At 37.1% G+C, this 20,617-nt stretch carries 17 protein-coding genes and 1 tRNA gene; 11 read left to right on the top strand and 7 right to left on the bottom strand.

Annotation, left to right across the window (positions count from 1 at the left end; all coding sequences use genetic code 11):
- Positions 1-38: 38 nt before the first annotated feature.
- Positions 39-860: a universal stress protein gene (locus ACTF48_RS02090; RefSeq protein ID WP_438961479.1), complete on the top strand. Its 822-nt coding sequence runs from the start codon at positions 39-41 to the stop codon at positions 858-860.
- 352 nt (positions 861-1,212) lie between these two features.
- On the opposite strand, the gene ACTF48_RS02085 is transcribed toward ACTF48_RS02090, so the two are convergent.
- Positions 1,213-1,283, bottom strand: a tRNA-Gln gene (locus ACTF48_RS02085).
- Positions 1,284-1,483: 200 nt separating this feature from the next.
- Here ACTF48_RS02085 and ACTF48_RS02080 point away from each other — a divergent pair.
- Together ACTF48_RS02080 and ACTF48_RS02075 are read left to right on the top strand one after the other, a co-directional pair.
- Positions 1,484-4,840 (top strand): protein O-mannosyl-transferase family, encoded by a 3,357-nt coding sequence (locus ACTF48_RS02080; RefSeq protein WP_438961478.1) that lies wholly within the window; start codon positions 1,484-1,486, stop codon positions 4,838-4,840.
- A gap of 2 nt (positions 4,841-4,842) precedes the next feature.
- Positions 4,843-5,484, top strand: coding sequence for a polysaccharide deacetylase family protein (locus tag ACTF48_RS02075; RefSeq protein ID WP_438961477.1), 642 nt, complete (start codon positions 4,843-4,845; stop codon positions 5,482-5,484).
- Here ACTF48_RS02075 and ACTF48_RS02070 read toward each other — a convergent pair.
- Positions 5,456-5,752, bottom strand: coding sequence for a thioredoxin family protein (locus tag ACTF48_RS02070; RefSeq protein WP_438961476.1), 297 nt, complete (start codon positions 5,750-5,752; stop codon positions 5,456-5,458). The two genes, ACTF48_RS02075 and ACTF48_RS02070, sit on opposite strands and share 29 nt — an antisense overlap.
- A gap of 110 nt (positions 5,753-5,862) precedes the next feature.
- On the bottom strand, positions 5,863-7,080 hold the full coding sequence (locus ACTF48_RS02065) for a metallophosphoesterase (RefSeq protein WP_438961475.1): 1,218 nt from the start codon (positions 7,078-7,080) through the stop codon (positions 5,863-5,865).
- 189 nt (positions 7,081-7,269) lie between these two features.
- Here ACTF48_RS02065 and polA point away from each other — a divergent pair, with 189 nt between their 5' ends.
- Entirely contained in the window at positions 7,270-10,122 is a 2,853-nt protein-coding gene (gene polA / locus ACTF48_RS02060; protein WP_438961474.1) for a DNA polymerase I, read from the top strand.
- Positions 10,123-10,210: 88 nt separating this feature from the next.
- Here polA and ACTF48_RS02055 read toward each other — a convergent pair whose 3' ends face one another.
- Both ACTF48_RS02055 and ACTF48_RS02050 read right to left on the bottom strand, forming a co-directional pair.
- On the bottom strand, positions 10,211-11,782 hold the full coding sequence (locus tag ACTF48_RS02055) for a family 16 glycosylhydrolase (RefSeq protein ID WP_438961473.1): 1,572 nt from the start codon (positions 11,780-11,782) through the stop codon (positions 10,211-10,213).
- A gap of 97 nt (positions 11,783-11,879) precedes the next feature.
- Positions 11,880-12,953: an aminotransferase class V-fold PLP-dependent enzyme gene (locus tag ACTF48_RS02050; RefSeq protein WP_438961472.1), complete on the bottom strand. Its 1,074-nt coding sequence runs from the start codon at positions 12,951-12,953 to the stop codon at positions 11,880-11,882.
- A gap of 56 nt (positions 12,954-13,009) precedes the next feature.
- Here ACTF48_RS02050 and ACTF48_RS02045 point away from each other — a divergent pair, with 56 nt between their 5' ends.
- Both ACTF48_RS02045 and fabD read left to right on the top strand, forming a co-directional pair.
- Positions 13,010-13,915, top strand: a complete 906-nt coding sequence (locus ACTF48_RS02045; RefSeq protein WP_438961471.1) for a dihydrofolate reductase — start codon at positions 13,010-13,012, stop codon at positions 13,913-13,915.
- 111 nt (positions 13,916-14,026) lie between these two features.
- The gene (gene fabD, locus ACTF48_RS02040) at positions 14,027-14,911 is read left to right on the top strand and encodes an ACP S-malonyltransferase (protein WP_438961470.1); all 885 of its coding nucleotides are present in this window, start codon (positions 14,027-14,029) and stop codon (positions 14,909-14,911) included.
- 92 nt (positions 14,912-15,003) lie between these two features.
- Here the strand turns inward: fabD and rnhA are convergent, their stop codons facing one another.
- On the bottom strand, positions 15,004-15,483 hold the full coding sequence (gene rnhA / locus ACTF48_RS02035; protein ID WP_438961469.1) for a ribonuclease HI: 480 nt from the start codon (positions 15,481-15,483) through the stop codon (positions 15,004-15,006).
- A complete protein-coding gene (gene purN / locus ACTF48_RS02030) occupies positions 15,483-16,046 on the bottom strand; it encodes a phosphoribosylglycinamide formyltransferase (RefSeq protein WP_438961468.1) in 564 nt (187 codons plus the stop codon). Before purN ends, rnhA begins: the two co-directional genes overlap by 1 nt.
- A gap of 155 nt (positions 16,047-16,201) precedes the next feature.
- Here purN and ACTF48_RS02025 point away from each other — a divergent pair, with 155 nt between their 5' ends.
- From ACTF48_RS02025 to pyk, 5 genes are all read left to right on the top strand, one after another.
- The gene (locus ACTF48_RS02025; protein ID WP_015361896.1) at positions 16,202-16,438 is read left to right on the top strand and encodes an acyl carrier protein; all 237 of its coding nucleotides are present in this window, start codon (positions 16,202-16,204) and stop codon (positions 16,436-16,438) included.
- 90 nt (positions 16,439-16,528) lie between these two features.
- On the top strand, positions 16,529-17,776 hold the full coding sequence (gene fabF / locus ACTF48_RS02020; protein WP_438961467.1) for a beta-ketoacyl-ACP synthase II: 1,248 nt from the start codon (positions 16,529-16,531) through the stop codon (positions 17,774-17,776).
- A 15-nt stretch (positions 17,777-17,791) separates the two neighbouring features.
- On the top strand, positions 17,792-18,529 hold the full coding sequence (gene rnc / locus ACTF48_RS02015; RefSeq protein WP_438961466.1) for a ribonuclease III: 738 nt from the start codon (positions 17,792-17,794) through the stop codon (positions 18,527-18,529).
- A gap of 165 nt (positions 18,530-18,694) precedes the next feature.
- The gene (locus ACTF48_RS02010) at positions 18,695-19,183 is read left to right on the top strand and encodes an IPExxxVDY family protein (protein ID WP_438961465.1); all 489 of its coding nucleotides are present in this window, start codon (positions 18,695-18,697) and stop codon (positions 19,181-19,183) included.
- Positions 19,183-20,613, top strand: a complete 1,431-nt coding sequence (gene pyk / locus ACTF48_RS02005; RefSeq protein WP_438961464.1) for a pyruvate kinase — start codon at positions 19,183-19,185, stop codon at positions 20,611-20,613. The genes ACTF48_RS02010 and pyk overlap by 1 nt, the downstream gene beginning before the upstream one ends.
- Positions 20,614-20,617: the final 4 nt, after the last annotated feature.

The raw sequence follows: 20,617 nt of genomic DNA, 5'->3' as shown, positions 1-20,617 counted from the left end.
ACAGAATTACTTATATTTAAACCTCAAAATTTAAATTAATGAAAAAAATAATTGTCCCAACAGACTTTTCAGAACAAGCAGATAACGCTTTACGTGTAGCTGCAGATATAGCTCGTGAGAACAATGGAGAAATTTTCTTACTACACCAGCTAGACCTGCCGCTACACCTAGCTAACAATGGAAGCTCTAGCATGCCCGAAGCTGTTTTCTTCATGAAACTAGCCAAACAAAAATTTGACAACCTTCTCAAAGCAGATTATTTAGAAGGTGTAACTATTCACGGAGATGTAGAAACTGGAGCAGCATTTAGCGGAATTATGGACACCGTCCAAAGACATAACGCTGACCTCATAGTTATGGGAAGCCACGGAGCAGATGGTGTAAAAAACATGTTTATAGGTTCTAACGCAGAAAAAGTGGTGCGCAATTCTGAAATTCCTGTTTTAGTCATTAAGGATCGTAAGAAAAGACTAGATGTGAATGAGTTTGTGTTTGCCACAGATTTAGATCCAGCATCAAATGGAGCTCTACAAGAAGCAGCAAGGTTTGCAAAAAATACCAATTGCAACCTGCACCTGCTCTATGTAAATACACCATCAAACTTCTTAACCTCTCAAAAAGCAGAACAAAAAGTGAGAGAATATTTAAAAGATGTGAACGTAGAACCTTCAGACTACACCATTTATAATGACTTCTCTATAGAAGAAGGAGTATTTAACTTCACTAAAGACATTAAAGGAGATCTCATAGGAATGGCTACTCATGGTCGCCGCGGCATTTCCCATTTTTTTAATGGAAGTGTAAGTGAAGATATAGTGAATCACTCTTCACTACCTGTTGTGACTTTCAGAATTAAATAAGGTAACTCTTATTTCGCTTTCGCGTAAGCGTACTAACCTAAAGCATCTTCTCTTGAAGGTTCTTTTTTTACAATAAAAATAAACAGGATCACTACATATGTTCTTACATGGTAAAAACGTGTGCTAAGAACAAATTGCTGGAAACATAAAATGGTATTAGAACGCAGTCCATTGATTCACAACTGTTATAATTTAATCTTATTTCATAAAAAAATCCTGACTCAAGAAAGAATCAGGATTTTTAAGTTGTCCCACAAGGACTTACCGCATCAAGTGCGGCATAAACTTCTCGTCCAATGACATTTTAAAAACAAAAAATCCCGAATCAAAAAGATGATTCGGGATTCTTAAGTTGTCCCACAAGGACTCGAACCTTGAATGACGGTACCAAAAACCGGAGTGTTACCATTACACCATGGGACAAAATCGGTTGCAAATTTAATACAAATATCAATTTGAGCAAATAGAAATAAGTTTTTTTATCAATTTATATCATTTTTTAAAATTATCACGTTAACACTATGCTTTACATAAGGAATAACTCTATTGCTTTTGAGTAAGTTGAGTTCTATTATACAGGATTAGATTTATTAATATTATTTTCGCCATAGCTAACTACTACTATGAAATTGAATTACAATCAACTGAATAAAATTACAGGCTGGGCCGTTTTTGCCGTAGCATTAATCACTTACTGGCTTACCGTAGAACCTACAGTGAGTTACTGGGATGCTGGAGAATACATTGCTACATCTTCAGGACTACAAGTAGGTCATCCACCAGGAGCTCCATTATATCAAATGCTGGGAGCTTTTTTCTCCATGTTTGCCTTAGAAAAAAGTCAAATCGCATACATGGTAAATATGATGTCAGTATTTGCCAGTGCTTTTGCCATTTTATTTATGTTTTGGTCCTTAACCTTATTATTAAAGCGACACATACTCAAAACAGCCTCAAATGACATTATGATACTAGGCGCGGCTACCATAGGTAGTCTTGCTTATGCGTTCTCAGATAGTTTCTGGTTTAACGCTGTTGAAGCAGAGGTGTATGCACCAGCAGCACTGCTCATGAGCGCCCTTTTCTATATGGGACTGCTATGGGAACGAGACATGCACTTACCTAGAGGTAATAAATGGCTTGTGCTTATTTCTTTTACTGTAGGACTTTCTTTTGGGGTACACTTTATGGGTATTCTTACCATTCCTGCTATAGGAATGTTATGGTATTTTAAACATTATAAAAAAATTACAGTTCTCAACTTTATCATTGCAAACATAGCGGTGGTGGCTGTATTACTTTTTGTTTTTAAATTATTACTGCCTTATACCTTATCCATTTTTGGTTATATGGAGGTTTTCTTTGTAAATGATATCGGGTTACCTTTTAACTCAGGTTCTATTATCATGTTACTTCTAGTTGTAGCATTATTTGTTTTTTTAATTCGCTTTTCGCGAAAGCGTCATAAACCACTTCTCAACACCATAACTCTATGTGTCATGTTTATTCTCATAGGGTTCTCCTCATGGACCATGTTACCGATACGTGCTAATGCGGGAACACCTATTAATGAAAATAACCCAAATGATGCACGAGCTTTACTGGCTTATTATAATCGAGAACAATATCCAGCACCAGCGTTATTTTATGGTGAGGCGTTTACAGATATGTATGCTGGACTAGATCCCGATAATCCTTACCTGGACGAAAAGCCTAAATATGAAAAGGACTATGAACTGGGTAAATATGTGATTGTAAATAATTATAAAAACGCATTACAAAACACACATGATGATCATAAAGGCCTATTTCCTAGAATGACAGATCCATCACGGGCTAGTAACTACATTAATTTTATGGGTGGTTTGAACTATACCATAAAGCCTGAATATGCCTCAAATCAAGAATTAATAGGGTTACTGTCTGATTATGAAAGAAACTTCAACAGCGGTCGCATGGAGGCAGATGAGTACATCTCTTTTTTACAAGACCTGCAAAACATGGAAGGCGGAATCATAAACATTCAAAAACCTGATGGTATAGATAACGCACGTTATTTTATGAATTATCAAGTACAATATATGTATTTGAGATATTTCATGTGGAATTTTACGGGAAGACAAAATGATATTCAAGGTGAAGGTGGCAAGTATAATGGGAACTGGCTCAGTGGTATTCCATTTATAGATGAGTGGCATCTAGGAACTCAAGAGAACCTGTCTGAAGACATGTTGAATAATAAAGGACGTAATACTTATTTCTTTTTACCTCTTATATTAGGATTGATAGGGATGATATTTCATGCTAAGCGCGATATAAAATCTTTTTATGTCACCCTTGCCTTATTTCTATTTACAGGACTTGCTATCATAGTGTACCTCAACCAGAGCATGTATCAAGTGCGTGAACGTGATTATGCTTATGTAGGGTCGTTCTTGGTTTTTGGTATGTGGATAGGAATAGGTGCTTATAGTGTTTATGAAGGAATTAAAGGATTTCTCAACGCAAAAACAGCTCGAGCACTATCTCTAGTGGCTTGTTTTGCTGCTGTTCCATTACTTATGGCTTTTCAAAACTGGGATGATCATGACCGTTCTGGGAAATACACGGCGCTTGCTAGTGCAAAAAAATATCTAGATAGCTGCTTGCCTAATGCGCTCATCTTTACCATAGGTGATAATGACACCTTTCCATTATGGTATTTACAAGAAGTAGAAGGATATCGTACCGATGTGCGTGTGGTTTGTACTTCACTACTTGCTACAGATTGGTACATGGATGATATGAAGAAAAAAGCATGGGACAGTGAGCCTGTACCTTCTACTCTTACTCATGATAAATATTCTTATGGAACAAGAGACGTATTATTTTATGCAGATAAAGAGCGTATTGCGCAACGCACTAATGGTAAAAGTACCTTACCTGATACACTCGATTTAAAAGACTGGATGGAATGGGTAGCGAGTGATAAAAAAATCACTCAAGAACAAATGCGCAATGAACACTGGGAACACACATTCCCAACACGTGTTATACGCATACCAGTAAATAAAGAAGCGGTTCTTAAAAATGGAGTAGTTCCTCAAAAAGACACAGACCTCATAGTAGATGAAATCTATATAGAAATAAAAGATTATGCTATCTACAAGAATAGAATGTTAATGCTAGACATCATTAATGCAAATAACTGGGAACGTCCTATTTATTTCTCAGGTGGTGCTTTTAGCGATGAAGACTATATATGGATGAAAAACTATCTCCAGTTAGATGGCTGTGCTTTTAGGTTATTACCTATAAAAACTGATTTAGGGAAGTCTCGTAATCCATTTAATATGGGGCGTGTAGATGCTTTACATGGCTATGAAATCATTAAAAAATGGGATTGGGGCAACAGTGGTGATCCAGACATGTATCATGATGTAGAGACTAGACGTAATAGTATAGGTTATCGCAATAATCTCAGTCGTGTTGCTGAGGCACTAACTAAAGAAGGAGAAAACGCCAAAGCAGAAGAGATTCTAGATCTAGGAATGGAAAAAATGCCTTTAGAAATTTTTGAAAACTACTCGATGATTTCAGAATTTGTAAATGCTTACTATAAAAATAACAATAGAGATAAAGCAAGAGACCTGGCACAAAGAGTTATTGCAAAGTTCCAAGATGAGATCGATCATTATAAAATGTTAACCTATGAAGAACGTGGTGCAAACGTAGATAATATAGGTGCAGCAATAAGCAGGTATAATGAAATTATAGAAATTGCTATACTTCATGAAGATGATACTCTTGTACAACAAGAAGCAGAGACCTATGATAATTATGTAAAGGAATTCCCGAAAATATTTGGTGACGACTTCCTTATCAACAAGGATGCTACCATTGAAAACCAAAATTCTGAACTAGATAATATCTTTCAAGAGGCTTTAGATAACATAGATACTGAAGACTTATTAGAAACAAACCCACAAGAAACTCCTTAAAAATGCGCTGGTATCCTGATACTATTAAGGACTGGTTTTCCAGCCTGTTTTCAGGATACCTGTGGCATGGATCTAGAGATAAAAAAATAGTGTATATCACCTTTGACGATGGTCCACATCCAGTAGTCACTCGGTTTGTACTAGAACAGCTCGATAAGTATGATTGTAAAGCGACCTTCTTTTGTATAGGTGATTGTGTACAACGCCATCCCGAAGTTTATAAGGAGTTGCAAGCTGCGGGACATCAAGTAGGCAATCATACATTCCACCATTTAAATAGCTGGAAAACCTCAAGGAGCATGTACCTGAATGATATAGATAAAGCACGTGAAGTCATAGATTCTCAACTATTCCGTCCACCGTATGGAAGAATTACTCCTCAAATTGCTCAAAAACTTAGTGCCAAAGGCTATAAAATAGTCCTATGGGATGTCCTTTCAGGAGATTTTGACCTGAAACGATCTACCACATCTTGTCTTAAAAATATAAAAAAACACACTCGTAATGGTAGTATCGTGGTGTTTCACGATAGTGAGAAAGCGTTTCCTAAACTGGAAAAGATATTACCTGAATATTTAGAATTTTTAAAACTGAAAGGCTTTCAAGCTAAGGTTATTAAGCATACTGCTTCAACAAGGCAATAAGAGAATTAGGGTCTTGAGTACCACTCTGCCTCCATTTCATCTCACTATTTTTATAGATAATTAAGGTGGGCAACCCTTTAATACGTAGGGCATCACTTAACTCCTGGTTCTTATCTACATTAATTTTAATAATCTTTGCGTTATCTCCTAAAGCAGCAGCAACATCTCTTAAGACCTCGTGCATACCGACAGAATCCTCATTCCACTCTGTAAAGAAATTGAGTAAGACAGGCACTTCTGTATTTATAAGTTGACCAAACTTTGACATATAAAAGTTTTTAGCTAATCAAAAGTAGTTAAAAAATGTGCAATGTTCAATAAGTCTTTTAAAACCATGAACCTCACAAACGCTCTTCACTAAAAATTGAGATTCTAAAACTAAGCTTTCTTTAAAGTAATCACGGTAATCTCTGGCCATATACCAGCACGACCAGAATATCCTAGAAAACCAAAACCTCTATTCACATTTAGAAACTGATCCATCTCCTTATAGATACCAGCCCATTTTTTATAGACAAAACTAGCCGGGCTCCATTTAATAAAACCAGGGATTTCAATCCCAAACTGCATTCCATGAGTATGACCACTCAGTGTAAGATGATATTTTTTAGGGTCATCTTTAACTTGTAAATCCCAGTGTGTAGGGTCATGACTTAATAACACCTTAAATTCTTCGTTACTCAATCCAGTAGACGCTTTTTCTAAATCTCCATATTTAGGGAAACGACCACCACCCCAATTCTGGACTCCTACTAATGCGATTTGATCCTTACTCTTAGTGATCTTCACATGTTCATCCAGTAATAATTTCCATCCCATTTTCCTTTGAATGTCCTGCAGTTCAGTCATGTTTGCGACTTTAGCCTCAGGAGAATCCCAGCTTGCATAATCACCATAATCATGATTCCCCAGTACAGAGTAAACTCCATCACGAGCCGTCAGTGAGCCAAAAACATCTTCCCAACCGTACAATTCACTAGCCACGTTATTCACTAGATCACCTGTAAATAATATGACATCACTATGCTGTTCATTTGCTAGATTAATAGCATACTTCACCTCTTCCTTATCGTCAAAACTACCCACATGAATATCGCTCAATTGAGTGATTTTGTATCCATCAAAAGCTGCTGGCAAATCAGTAAAACTCAATTCATATTCCCTAACTTGATAGTTATACTTCCCTTTCCATGCACCGTAAAGAATCGCACCAAAGGGTAGGGCAGCAAGTCCAAGACCTACTTTTGAAATAAAATCTCTCCTACTGGGCAGGAAAGATGTATGTTCTTGCTTTCGCGAAAGCGTATTAAAAAGACCTTCAAAAATTCTATAAATATCTTCTCCTAACATGAATAAAATCATCACTACCTGTGCAGCAAAAAGACCCAAAACAAGAGTTACCGCAAAATCTCTATAACCACTCACTTGAGAGCGATCTGGATGCCATACAAATTGTAAAATGAGATGAGCAAGAATTAAAACGGTAATGAGTAGGTAAACCCATTTCCACCAGTGGCCTCGAGATAAAGTTCTGATCAACTGAAAAGAGTACAATTGAAAAACTATAAAAATGATAATAGCTATGATAAAACGCATAGTGCGAAACTACTGCTAGCGTTAAAATAATAAACTCTATGCCTTCATAAGGTTATCTTAAAAATGTAGTCAGTATCTCATCGTTTAAAAAAAACTCGCACTCGTTGTGGATAAAAACTGCTATTTAATATTAAATCAAATCTATTTCTCTGCTAAGAATTTTATCTTTAACATCCACAAATTTTTAAGATGACTAACGACGGTACAAACGATAAAAGACTATTTCTACTCGATGCTTATGCACTCATTTTCAGAGGCTATTATGCACTTATTAAAAACCCTAGAATTAATAGTGCTGGTATGGATACTAGTGCTATTATGGGTTTTACTAACAGTCTTTTTGACGTTATAAGACGTGAGAAGCCAGAATATCTAGCTGTAGCCTTTGATAAAGGTGGTAGTCAAGAGCGTGTAGAACTTTATGAAGATTATAAAGCAAACCGTGACGAGACTCCTGAAGCCATAAAAATAGCCGTTCCTTATATACAGCGCATCTTAAAAGCCATGCACATTCCTATAGTCGTAGAAGAAGGAATAGAAGCAGATGACCTCATAGGAACACTAGCAAAACAAGCCGAAAAAGAAGGTTTTACTACTTATATGGTTACACCTGATAAGGATTATGCACAGCTCGTTTCTGAAAATATCTTCATGTACAAGCCGGCTCGTATGGGTAATGGCATAGAAATATGGGGAATCCCAGAAGTGCAAAAGAAATTTGAAGTAGAACGCCCTGAACAAGTCATAGACTATCTAGGAATGATGGGAGATGCCAGTGATAATATTCCTGGACTACCAGGTGTAGGCGATAAAACGGCAAAGAAATTCATAGCCGCTTATGGTTCTATGGAAGGGCTTTTTAAAAACATTCATGAGCTCAAAGGTAAAATGAAAGAAAAAGTAGAAGCTAATCAAGAATTAGGATTGCTTTCTAAAAAACTAGCTACTATCAGACTAGATTGCCCTGTTACTTTTAATGCTACTAACTATACACTGGACGACCCAAATATAGAGGCTGTTCACGAGATATTTGATGAACTAGAATTTCGCAGGGCAAAAGAAACACTGGCAAAAATATTCTCAAAGGATATCAGTTCGAGCGCAGTCGAGAACGGCTCTAACTCTTCAAAGTCGAGTTCCAGTTCAAATCCTGCCGCTGGCGCTGGTCAGTTTTCTCTTTTTGATGCACCAGGCTCTGGTGCGGCTACTGAAACACAATCTACCGGACGCAAAACTCTTGCTACTACAGATCATTTATACCAGCTCGTGCAAGAAGGAATGGGAACTAGATTATTCATCCAGTCCTTAATGCAACAATCTAGTGTGTGTTTTGATACAGAAACTACTGGACTGGATCCACTAGCGGCTGAGCTGGTAGGTATTGCATTTTCATGGGAACAAGGAAAAGGTTTTTATTTACCTATTCCTGAAGATCGTGATGCGGCACAGGCAATTGTAAATCAGCTAAAACCATTTTTTGAAAGTGATGCTATCGAGAAAGTAGGTCAGAATTTAAAATATGACATAAAAGTACTGAACAAATATGGAGTTGATATAAAAGGTCCCATGTTTGACACCATGCTGGCTCATTATTTGATCAATCCAGATATGCGTCATAACATGGATGTTCTGGCAGAAACCTATCTTAACTACACGCCACAATCCATCGTAGAACTTATAGGTAAGAAAGGAAAGAACCAACTTTCTATGCGTAATGTAGATCTTGAAAAACAAAAAGAATATGCCGTAGAAGATGCAGATATCACACTGCAATTAAAAGAGCACTTTTTACCAGAACTAACTGCGGCAGGAACAGATAAGTTATTTCATGACATAGAAATGCCACTGCTAGAAGTGCTGGCAGCTATGGAAATAGAAGGAGTGAATCTTGATGAGGAATTTTTAAGTTCGCTTTCGCAAAAGCTCACTGAAGACATCGCTTCACTAGAAAAAAACATTTATAAAGAAGCTGGCGAGGCGTTTAACATCGGGTCGCCAAAGCAGCTGGGAGAAATTCTTTTTGGGAAATTACAACTGGTAGAAAAGCCTAAAAAGACCAAAACCGGTCAATATTCTACCGCAGAAGATGTACTGAGTTACCTGGCAAAAGATCACCAAATCATTGCTGATGTGCTAGAATATCGCGGTCTTGCAAAACTAAAATCTACTTATATAGATGCCTTACCGCATCAAATAGATCCTAAAACGCAACGCATTCATACTAATTATATGCAAACCGTTGCCGCAACAGGTCGTTTGAGTTCTACAGACCCTAACTTACAAAATATACCGATAAGAACAGAACGAGGACGACAGGTGCGCAAAGCTTTTGTGCCACGTGACAAAAACCACACTCTTCTCGCTGCCGATTATTCTCAAATAGAATTAAGAATCATAGCCGCACTGAGTCAGGAAGAGAATATGATCGCTGCGTTCCAGAATGGCGAGGATATTCACAGCTCAACAGCTGCAAAGGTATTTAATGTTCCCCTAGAAGAAGTGACTCGAGAACAGCGCAGCAATGCTAAAACAGTAAACTTTGGGATAATCTATGGTGTAAGTGCCTTTGGACTAAGTAATCAAACAGATCTCACCCGTGGCGAGGCAAAAGAGTTGATCGATACTTACTATGCGACTTACCCTAAACTACGTGCTTATATGCAAGATCAAGTAGATTTTGCACGTGAAAATGGTTATGTAGAAACCGTACTGGGAAGACGCCGCTATTTAAAAGACATTAATAGTTCAAATGCAGTCGTGCGCAGTGCTGCAGAGCGCAATGCTGTAAATGCCCCTATTCAAGGTAGCGCAGCAGATATTGTTAAAATTGCGATGATTAATATTTATAAACGCTTCCGCAAAAGCGAGTACAAATCACGCATGTTGCTTCAAGTACATGATGAACTGGTTTTTGACGTACATAACGATGAGCTAGAGGAACTCAAGGCAGTCATCAAAGAAGAAATGGAAAACGCTTATAAAATGACGGTTCCTCTAGATGTGGAAGTTGGTGTCGGGATGAACTGGTTAGAAGCGCATTAACATAGCTGCGCAAGCAGGAATCTGTTAATCGGTAATTAGATGAATGTCCGTATCACGATTTGATTGCAACAATACACCAAATCAAATTCTATTGAACAACAACTCTTTTTGTAACCACTTGATCATCTTTTACTAGTTTTAAAAGATACACTCCGCTAGATTGATTAGATAAGTCTATTTGATTCAAATTAGAGGTAAATTCTACAACCTCTTGACCTAACATGTTTAATAAGACAATTCGATCTAGTTGCTGTGGCGCGTTCACATTTAACACATCACTTGTCGGATTTGGATAAATTTTTATACCGGAAGCGAAGTCAGCTGTATTAAGACTCAACGTATTTTGATACACACGCACATAATCGATTTGCATATCACTTTGTGTGAAATTAGGATCTATAGCACCAGCAATACCGCCCATAGCTACGTTTAATAACATATATTGATCTGCATCAAATGGCCATGTGTCTATATTTTTTACTCCAGGATTATAAGTGTAAAAAGGGATACCATCAATTAAAAAAGTAATTTGTTGTGGAGACCAGTTCATGGAATACACGTGAAAGGTATTTGCTACATCAGTAAGCATGAATGGCTGGTAATTCATAGTCGCTCCAGAACAACCAGCACAATTAGTATGTAAAGCCGCAGAAACTTGATTCAAAGGACCTAAACCGTGTTCCATAACATCTATTTCTCCACATAGCGGCCAGTTTGTTGTTCCATGAGTCGCACTCCAGTAAGCACCAGCTTCATTTATATTTTTTCCTAGTGTCCATATCGCTGGCCAGGTTCCATCTCCTAAAGGTAATTTTGCCCTTACATCTACTCTACCATACGTAAAAGCAAATTTAGAATTTAAGCGTGCGCTGGTAAAAGACTTAGTCTCGCCTTGATCTGTAAAGTTTTCTCGTTTTGCAACTATGTGTAAAAAACCATTTTCAACATAAGAATTATCGGTTCTATCCGTATAATGTTGTTCTTCTCCATTAAACCAGTTTCCACCATTAGGTAATTGAGTTTGATGGTGCCACTTAGTTGCGTCTATAGGATTATTAATTCCTGGGGTATTAAACTCATCAGACCACACTAGATCTGTGTAGACCACATCTATAGGATTAGGTGGTGGAACGGTCACCGCATTATTATCGATATCATCTATTAAATAAGTTCCAGTAATAAATGATCCACCATCTATAAATATAGTAAGTCTACTATAAGTACCAGATGCAGTAACTGTATTTCCAGTAGCGGTTTCTATAGCGTTAGCAAAATCAAAAGTTAAATCTGTCCAGGTGTTTTGAGTATTAGAAATAGACTGTACAACCTCAACGTCAGGGTTTATTCCATTTTCTAATTTAATAATTATGCTGTGTACATTAGGATCAAACGCATAAAATCTTAAACTAACATTTGTATCATTATCTAAATCTACCGGTGTATTCAAGTCCATAAAAAAACCTTGAAAATCAACAGAACCATCGTTAAAGAACTGGCCTACCTGATTACCACCTTGCGCTGGATCACCTCTGAAGGAAAATAAAGACCCAGAAAAACCAGTAAATTGAAAACTATTATTTTCAAAATCTAAGGGTAGTTGTTGTGATTGAGCACCATAAAAAAACAACCCGATAAGAAATACACACCAACCTTTAAACATGAAATTTATTTTTCATGCAATATATGTACTGAGTCAAGTTAAAACAACATTACTACCACTACATAAACTATACAAATAGATCTAAAAAGCTCAGTTATTAATAATCCAGTGCTTTTAACAATGTCTGGAAGTCACTTTCAACATTAAAGTAAGAGAAACTAATCCGTATACCATCACCACGTAAAGAAGTGATTATGTTATGTTCAGACAGTCGATCGTATAATTCCTGATCGCCTGTTATATTAAAAATGGTAGAATGATGAGCTCTATTTACAACCGCATCACTTAATAAATCACGCTCCATAAAAGCTTGTTTTAACTTTTCAGACCATTCATTTAGCTCGATCTGTATGCGATCTAGTCCTATCTTTTGAACTACATCCATGGCAAATTGTAAACTTCCCATAGCCACCATATCTTGATGTCCAGACTCAAACCTTCCTATAAATTCAGGTGTAGCATTAATGACATTACGAGTGCTTCGGTAACCTACCCGTTTTGGCTGGATCACTTCTTTGACTTGTTCCTTGACACAAATAAACGCATTCCCATCGCCAGCATTAAGCCACTTATAACAGCTGGCTAGAATGATGTCAAGTCCGCTTTCGCGAAAGCGGAATTCCTCACAGCCCACGTATTGCGTTAAGTCTCCTATGAGAATCATATCAGGAAACTGCTGTTTAAGTTGTACTATAAAATCAAGATCCAGTTTAATTCCAGAGATGTACTGCACCACTGAAAAACAGAAAAAATCAGGACGATGTTTAAGGCATGCTGCTAGAATATTTTCTTCTAAATTTTCATTTATAATCGCATACACACAGTCATATCCTCGTGACTCCACAGGCCAGTTTACTGATGGGTAATCACCTTCTAGAAGTAAGAATTTTGCGTTTTCAGGCACGCCTTCCATAAGAACATTATATCCCGTAGAAAAATTAGGAATGACCGCAGTATTCTCTACAGCGGCATCGAGAAAATTTGCAATGGTATGTCGCACCTGATCTATAAAAACATTACGCTGGTTTGTATATAAACTAGCGCTATTCTTCATTTTTTGAAGTACGCCCATTCTATAATCTATTAAATCTTGAGAAATTAAACCATGGTTTGCGGTATTGAGATAGGTGAATTTTTCAAGAATAGGATACTGAGACCTTATTTTATGCATTTGTAAAGATTAAAACGAGCAATACTGCTTAAATTTGAAGTATAAAAGTACATTATATGTTCGGTAGAAAGAAAAAAGAGGCTCCTACAATTGACCCAGTTCAAAAGGAAATGTTTGAAAATGCTCAAAAACGCATTAAGGAAAAACGTGGATTGTTTACACATTTAGTGGTTTTTCTAGTAGGCGCGATAGGACTGATTACTATAAGTCAGGTTATGATGCAGGTAGATCCTATGCTTATACTCGATATAGAATGGTGGATTTGGGTGCTTTTTATATGGTTGCTATTTTTAATCTATCACACCTTTAAAGTATTTATCACTAACCGACTTTTAGGTCCTGGATGGGAGAAGAAACAATATAACAGGTTAGTTCAAAAGCAACAAGAACGCATAGCAGAGTTAGAGGAAAAAGTTGCTGCTGCACATCCATTACCAGAACATAAAATCATGAACGCGACAAGCGATTCTAAGAAAGTTATAACCATGATAGCTGCCGCAGGCGCTAATAATGAATTAGGAAAAGATGGTGATCTAGTATGGCATTTACCAGATGATTTTAAGAGATTTAAATCACTGACTACAGGACATCATATCATTATGGGACGCAAGACTTTTGAGAGTTTCCCTAAACCATTACCTAATCGTACTCACATTATCCTTACTCGAGATAAAAATTATAAAACAGATGGCGGTATCGTGGTGCACGATCTTTCCACCGCTCTTGCTGCAGCTTCTAGTGATCAAGAACCCTTCATCATAGGTGGTGGAGAGATTTACAAACTAGGACTAGAAGTCGCTGATCGTATAGAACTCACGAGAGTTCACGGGAAATTTGATGTAGATACGTACTTCCCAGAGTTTGATGAAAAAAAGTGGAAACTTGTGCGCACAGAACATCACCCAGTAGATGAGAAACATCAGTATGCTTTTGATTTTGAGACTTGGGAACGAGTTGATTAGTTTTCAGTCCTAAAAGTCAGCAATCTACAGTAGGTATTTAATGTCATTACGAGTGTAGCACGGCAATCTCTCACTTTTAACTAAATTTGCCCCATCAACTAAATAACAACTATGAAAGCATACGTTTTTCCAGGTCAAGGAGCTCAATTCACAGGAATGGGTAAAGATTTATATGATAATTACGCTTCTGCGAAAGCGTTATTTGAAAAAGCAAATGAGATTCTAGGATTTGAAATCTCTAAAATCATGTTTGAAGGAACTGCTGAAGAACTAAAAGAAACTAAAGTAACCCAACCAGCTATCTTTTTACATTCTGTAATCCTAGCTAAAATGATGGGTGAAAATTTCAAACCAGAAATGGTTGCTGGTCACTCACTGGGCGAGCTAAGCGCACTAACCGCTGTGGGAACTTTAAGTTTTGAAGACGGATTAAAAATTGTTTCTAAACGCGCTCTAGCCATGCAAGCCGCTTGTGAGCATCAAGAAAGCACTATGGCAGCAATTCTAGGATTAGAAGACGCTGTTGTAGAACAAGTATGTAATGATATCGATGGTGTTGTAGTAGCGGCAAACTACAATTGTCCAGGACAGCTAGTTATTTCTGGAGAAGTACCAGCGGTAGAAAAAGCCTGTGAGATCTTAAAAGAAAAAGGTGCTAAACGTGCCTTATTATTACCAGTAGGTGGCGCATTCCACTCACCTTTAATGGAGCCTGCACGTGAAGAACTTGCTGCAGCCATAGAAGCCACAAACTTTAACACACCTAACTGTCCCGTTTATCAAAATGTAACCACCACAGCGGTAAAAGATGTAGATGCTATTAAGGCTAACCTCATTTCCCAACTTACCGCACCCGTAAAATGGACACAATCAGTTCAAAACATGATCGCAGATGGAGCTAGCGAGTTTATAGAAGTAGGTCCAGGACGAGCGCTTCAAGGAATGATTAAGAAAGTAGATCGCAGTCTAGCGACTAGCAGCGCTAGTGTAGAGTAAACAATAAAAACCTCACGGGTTTATTATTTAGACAAGTTATTAGTTCCCTTAATATAGTCTATGGAATAGAACCACCTGTGAGGTTTTAAAAATTAAAACAACCCTTTTTCTCCAGCTTCAAAACCTTCATCCACTAGATGATTATCTTTTTTTAAAGCTGCTTGAACAGCTAGTGTATCACAACGTTCATTTATAGGATGATCGTTATGACCTTTTACCCATTGCATCTTAGGTTGCGTTCTATTAAAAGCTTTAATAAAACGTTTCCATAAATCTGGGTTTTTTACATTTTTCCATTTGCGCTTGATCCAGCCAGCAATCCAGTTTTTATTTACGGCATCACTCACATATTTACTATCAGTAAAAACGGTGATGTGAACAGCATCCATTTTAATTTTTTCAAGTGCTTCAATAACTGCCAGTAATTCCATTCTATTATTAGTGGTGTGCCGGTATCCTTGGGAAAATTCCTTTTTATAGCTCTTCCCTACCCATATCATTACTATTCCATAGCCGCCAGGTCCTGGATTACCGCGAGAAGAGCCATCAGTATAAATATGCACTTGCTCCATTAGGATAATATTTTTTCTATGACCACTGGAAAATGCTGGTGCTCTAGTTCATGAATTCTTGCCGCAAGCTCGTCAGCAGTATCTTCTTTATATATAGGACAGCTAAATTGTTCTATAATCGCACCTTCATCATAATTTTCATTCACGTAATGAATGGTAATACCACTTATTTGCTCTTTATTTTCTATAACTGCTCGGTGCACATGTATCCCGTACATGCCTTTTCCACCATATTTAGGTAATAATGCAGGATGAATGTTAATAATTTTATTTGGGAATAATTTTACGAGACTTCCTGGAATTTTCCATAAAAAGCCCGCAAGTACAATGATATCAGGCTGTTCTGCAAGTAATAGAGTTTCTATAGTTCCCGCTTTCGCAAAAGCGTATTTATTAAAACTCATCGCAGGAATATTATTTTTTTGAGCTCTTTCTAGCACATAAGCAGTAGAATTATTTGATAAAATTAAAGATATTTTTACTTTATCATTTATTGCAAAATGATCTATAATTGCCTGAGCATTAGTACCATTACCCGATGCGAGGATGACTATTTTCTTCATAAATAATTGTGGCAGGCTCTTTGTAAACCACCTGCTAGAGTTGAGTAAAATTATAGTATCAAATGAAATGGCAAGTTAACTCAAATAACTAAAAAGTGGTTTTATCACAAAGTTTGTTATTTTTGCCATTCATTTAAAATTAAAACAAGATTATTATGTCAGACATTGCATCAAGAGTAAAAGCGATTATCGTGGACAAATTAGGTGTTGACGAAAATGAAGTGGTAACAGAAGCGAGCTTCACTAACGACTTAGGCGCAGACTCACTAGATACAGTTGAGTTAATCATGGAATTTGAAAAAGAATTTGATATCCAGATCCCAGACGACCAAGCTGAAAACATCGCTACAGTAGGTCAAGCAGTTTCATACATAGAAGAAGCAAAAGCTTAATACTTTTTTTTAGAGCTTGAAAATACATAAATGATCTTTTTTTGATTTTTTACGGTATTTTTAAGCTCTTAAAGTATAAATCTAAATTATATGGAATTAAAGCGAGTAGTCATTACAGGAATGGGAGCCCTAACACCTATAGGTAACAACCTAGAGGAATATTGGGACGGTTTAAAAAATGGTAAGAGCGGTTGTGCTCCTATCACATATTTTGATACAGAACATTTTAAGACTAAATTCGCTTGTGAGATCAAGAACTTTACAGTGACTGATTTTATAGACCGCAAAGAAGCTAGACGCATGGATCGTTTTGCCCAGTATGCACTGGTAGCAGGTGATGAGGCGATAGCAGACTCTGGATTAGACTTAGAATCTATAGATAAATATAGAGTAGGTGTAATATGGGGTGCTGGAATAGGTGGTCTAGAAACTTTTCAGGAAGAAGTTAAATCATTTGCAGCTGGTAACGGCGTGCCACGATTTAATCCTTTCTTTATCCCTAAAATGATTGCAGATATAGCGCCGGCACATATTTCTATTAAGCATGGATTTATGGGGCCTAACTACACCACAGTATCTGCTTGTGCATCTAGTGCAAATGCGATGCTGGATGCTGTTAATTATATAAGACTAGGTCATTGTGACGTGATTGTTACTGGTGGCTCTGAAGCTGCTGTTGCACAGGCTGGAATGGGTGGTTTTAATGCCATGCATGCCTTATCTACACGCAATGAAAGTCCAGAAACCGCGAGCCGCCCATTTGACGCGACACGTGATGGTTTTGTTCTAGGAGAAGGCGCAGGAGCTCTAGTTCTAGAAGATTATGAGTATGCAAAAGCAAGAGGAGCAAAAATCTATGCTGAGGTAATAGGTGGTGGTTTCTCAAGTGATGCATACCACATTACAGCGCCAGATCCAGAAGGACGTGGTGTTATAGCTGTAATGAAAAACACCTTACAAAACGCAGGTATTAATCCTGAAGATGTAGATCACATTAATACTCACGGTACTTCTACACCACTAGGCGACGTAGCAGAGTTAAAGGCGATTAAAGCCGTTTTTGGCGATCACGCACCGCATATCAGTATTAACTCTACAAAGTCCATGACTGGTCACCTGCTAGGAGCTGCTGGAGCAATTGAATCCATAGCTAGTGTAATGGCTATTAATGAAGGTATCATTCCTCCTACCATTAACCATACTACGGTAGATGAGAATATAGACCCATCATTGAGATTAGTGCTCAATAAGCCTGAAAAACGTGAAGTAAAAGTTGCTTTGAGTAATACTTTTGGTTTTGGAGGTCACAACTGCTGCATTGCGTTTAGAAAAATCTAAGCGTTTATTCCTTAAATGAATCGGTTTAAAAAAATATTTTCTACTCGCATCTCTCAAGATGACGAGACTCTTTCTCGTGGAATAAAAAAAATTACAGGAGTAACCCCTAAAAATATCAGTATCTACCGCAAGGCTTTTACTCATAAATCTATGGGTTTAAAAGATGATCTGGGAAACCCTATAAGCTATGAGAGACTCGAATTTTTAGGAGATGCCATATTAGGAAGTGTAATCGCTGAATATATCTATAACAAAGTACCCAGCGCAGACGAAGGATACCTTACTAAAATGCGATCTAAAATAGTGAGCCGAGAACATCTCAATGAATTAGGAATGGACTTTGAGCTTATTAATTTTGTAAGAACTCAGGTCCCAGAACGCAATTATGGCGCAAACGTACACGGTAATTTATTTGAAGCCCTTGTAGGAGCCATATATTTAGATAAAGGTTATAAACGTACACAAAACTTTATAAGTCGCAGAGTGATTGAACCTTATGTGGATTTAGAAAAATTAGAAGGTAAGGTAATCAGCTATAAAAGCATACTCATTGAGTGGTGCCAAAAGAATAAAAAAGTCTTTCATTATCACACATATGAAGATACAGGAGTCAATGAGATCAAACACTTTTCTGTAAAACTTTCTATAGATGATCGAGTTCTCGCAAAGGCACGAGCAACTTCTAAAAAAAAGGCTGAAGAAAAAGCCAGTAAGCGTGCCTTCTTTGCTCTACAAGACAGAATGAAGACATAATACCTACTTGAATTTATATGGTTTTAACAAATCATTTCTTTTTTATTCCGCTTTCGCGAAAGCAGTGTTACGATAACCATTTCGTAGAAAAAAAATGATTTTTACTGATTTCTGAATACTTAATTGTAGTTTGTCTCCTTAAATTTGTGGGAGATAGTTAATAGTATGGCGACTTACAAATTAGATGATTGGGTCTGTGATGACGAGCCTTACACGCTCGTAGGCATTCATTCTACCATTGAGCCTTATAGAATGGCTTATATGGTAAATAAGTACCTGAATCTGTCTTTTAAAAGAACAGATAATGATCAAGACGTTACCATGCCTAATTTCACAGTGCAATATCCCGTGTATAAGTATGAAGATCAAGTACATTATCATACTTTTTACCTCACGCCTAACAAATACTGGGCAACGCTTAACACGGCATCTAGCAATGGTGGCCTCTTTGAAAATGAAGAAGAAACTATTGTAAAAACCATTTTACTTAAGGAATATGCAGGTGTAGATTATATTATAAAAGTAGAAAAAGACCCTGCTTATTTTCCATTAAAAAAACTGATTAACGACATAACAAAAATACCGCAAGTGATCACGGCTTACCAGCTAGATCATTATGCAATTAAACAAAAAGATTATTTAATTTTTGAATAATGCCAAAGACAAAAAAAACCAAAATAGTAGCAACATTAGGACCAGCAACATCTACTAAAGAAGTATTACTAGGAATGATGAAAGCTGGTGTAAACGTGTTTAGAATCAATTTCTCACATGCTGACCATGAAGATGTAAAGCAGCGTATCCAGATAATAAGAGAGCTCAACGAGGAGCATGGTTATGCCACTGGAATATTAGGCGATTTACAAGGACCTAAATTACGTGTAGGCGTTATGAGTGAAGAGGTCGTGGTAAATCCTGGAGACATGATCACCTTTACAACTGGTAAGCCTTTTAAAGGAACTGCAGAGAAAGTGTATATGAACTACGAGCACTTCCCTAGAGATGTAAAACCTAAAGAGCGCATACTTTTAGATGACGGGAAACTTATTTTTGAAGTTGTAGAAACAGACGGTAAGGAAAATGTAAAAGCTCAAGTGATTCAAGGTGGACCTTTACGTTCTAAAAAAGGAGTGAACCTGCCTCAAACAGATATTTCTTTACCAGCCTTAACACCTAAGGATATTAAAGACGCCCATTTTGCTATAGAACAACAAGTAGACTGGATGGCCTTATCTTTTGTGCGTCACAGCCGTGATTTAATGGAATTACAGGATTTAATAAAAGAGAACTCTGAACATAAGATTCCTATTATTGCAAAAATTGAAAAGCCAGAAGCTGTAACAAATATAGATAAGATTGTAGCTTATTGTGATGGACTCATGGTCGCTCGTGGAGATTTAGGTGTAGAAGTTCCTGCTCATGAAGTACCTTTAATTCAAAAGCAACTCGTTCTTAAAGCTAAACAAGCACGTATTCCAGTAATTATTGCAACCCAAATGATGGAAACGATGATTACTAGCTTAACACCTACACGTGCTGAGGTAAATGATGTAGCAAACTCTGTCATGGATGGAGCAGATGCTGTTATGCTATCAGGAGAAACCTCAGTAGGTAAGTACCCGATTCAAGTTATTGAAAAAATGACTAACATCTGTAAGTCTGTAGAAGACAGTGAGTTAATTAAAGTACCGCATAACGCACCACATATAAAGACTAAAAGATATATTACTAAGTCCATTTGCTATCACGCCGCAAAAATGGCCAATGATATCAATGCCAAAGCCATTACCACTATGACTAATAGTGGCTACACAGCCTTTCAAATAAGCGCCTGGAGACCAGATGCTCACATTCTAACGTTTACTAGTAACCAGCGTATTTTAACACAACTTAGTTTATTATGGGGTGTTAAAGCTTACTTGTACGACCGCTTTGTTAGTACTGATGAAACTATTGAAGATGTGAACAAGTTTGCAAAGGATAATAAATTTGTAAAAAAAGGCGACTACCTTATCAATCTAGCAGCCATGCCAGTAGCAGATAAAGGAATGGTAAATACCTTAAGAGTAAGTGAAATCGAATAATACC

Origin of the sequence: Nonlabens sp. (assembly GCF_965660805.1) — a bacterium.
In the GTDB taxonomy this organism is placed as follows: domain Bacteria; phylum Bacteroidota; class Bacteroidia; order Flavobacteriales; family Flavobacteriaceae; genus Nonlabens.
The sequence above is the reverse complement of the archived record's forward strand: the minus strand, read 5'-3'. Positions and strand labels throughout refer to the sequence as shown.

Bases quoted from the DNA above. Each gene is read 5' to 3' on its own strand.
- rnc (WP_438961466.1), top strand. From the start codon at position 17,792: ATGAATCGGTTTAAAAAAATATTTTCTACTCGCATCTCTCAAGATGAC.
- ACTF48_RS02080 (WP_438961478.1), top strand. From the start codon at position 1,484: ATGAAATTGAATTACAATCAACTGAATAAAATTACAGGCTGGGCCGTT.
- ACTF48_RS02010 (WP_438961465.1), top strand. From the start codon at position 18,695: ATGGCGACTTACAAATTAGATGATTGGGTCTGTGATGACGAGCCTTAC.
- ACTF48_RS02090 (WP_438961479.1), top strand. From the start codon at position 39: ATGAAAAAAATAATTGTCCCAACAGACTTTTCAGAACAAGCAGATAAC.
- fabD (WP_438961470.1), top strand. From the start codon at position 14,027: ATGAAAGCATACGTTTTTCCAGGTCAAGGAGCTCAATTCACAGGAATG.
- ACTF48_RS02070 (WP_438961476.1), bottom strand. From the start codon at position 5,752: ATGTCAAAGTTTGGTCAACTTATAAATACAGAAGTGCCTGTCTTACTC.
- ACTF48_RS02065 (WP_438961475.1), bottom strand. From the start codon at position 7,080: ATGCGTTTTATCATAGCTATTATCATTTTTATAGTTTTTCAATTGTAC.
- ACTF48_RS02050 (WP_438961472.1), bottom strand. From the start codon at position 12,953: ATGCATAAAATAAGGTCTCAGTATCCTATTCTTGAAAAATTCACCTAT.
- polA (WP_438961474.1), top strand. From the start codon at position 7,270: ATGACTAACGACGGTACAAACGATAAAAGACTATTTCTACTCGATGCT.
- ACTF48_RS02055 (WP_438961473.1), bottom strand. From the start codon at position 11,782: ATGTTTAAAGGTTGGTGTGTATTTCTTATCGGGTTGTTTTTTTATGGT.
- ACTF48_RS02075 (WP_438961477.1), top strand. From the start codon at position 4,843: ATGCGCTGGTATCCTGATACTATTAAGGACTGGTTTTCCAGCCTGTTT.
- purN (WP_438961468.1), bottom strand. From the start codon at position 16,046: ATGAAGAAAATAGTCATCCTCGCATCGGGTAATGGTACTAATGCTCAG.
- ACTF48_RS02025 (WP_015361896.1), top strand. From the start codon at position 16,202: ATGTCAGACATTGCATCAAGAGTAAAAGCGATTATCGTGGACAAATTA.
- fabF (WP_438961467.1), top strand. From the start codon at position 16,529: ATGGAATTAAAGCGAGTAGTCATTACAGGAATGGGAGCCCTAACACCT.
- pyk (WP_438961464.1), top strand. From the start codon at position 19,183: ATGCCAAAGACAAAAAAAACCAAAATAGTAGCAACATTAGGACCAGCA.
- ACTF48_RS02045 (WP_438961471.1), top strand. From the start codon at position 13,010: ATGTTCGGTAGAAAGAAAAAAGAGGCTCCTACAATTGACCCAGTTCAA.
- rnhA (WP_438961469.1), bottom strand. From the start codon at position 15,483: ATGGAGCAAGTGCATATTTATACTGATGGCTCTTCTCGCGGTAATCCA.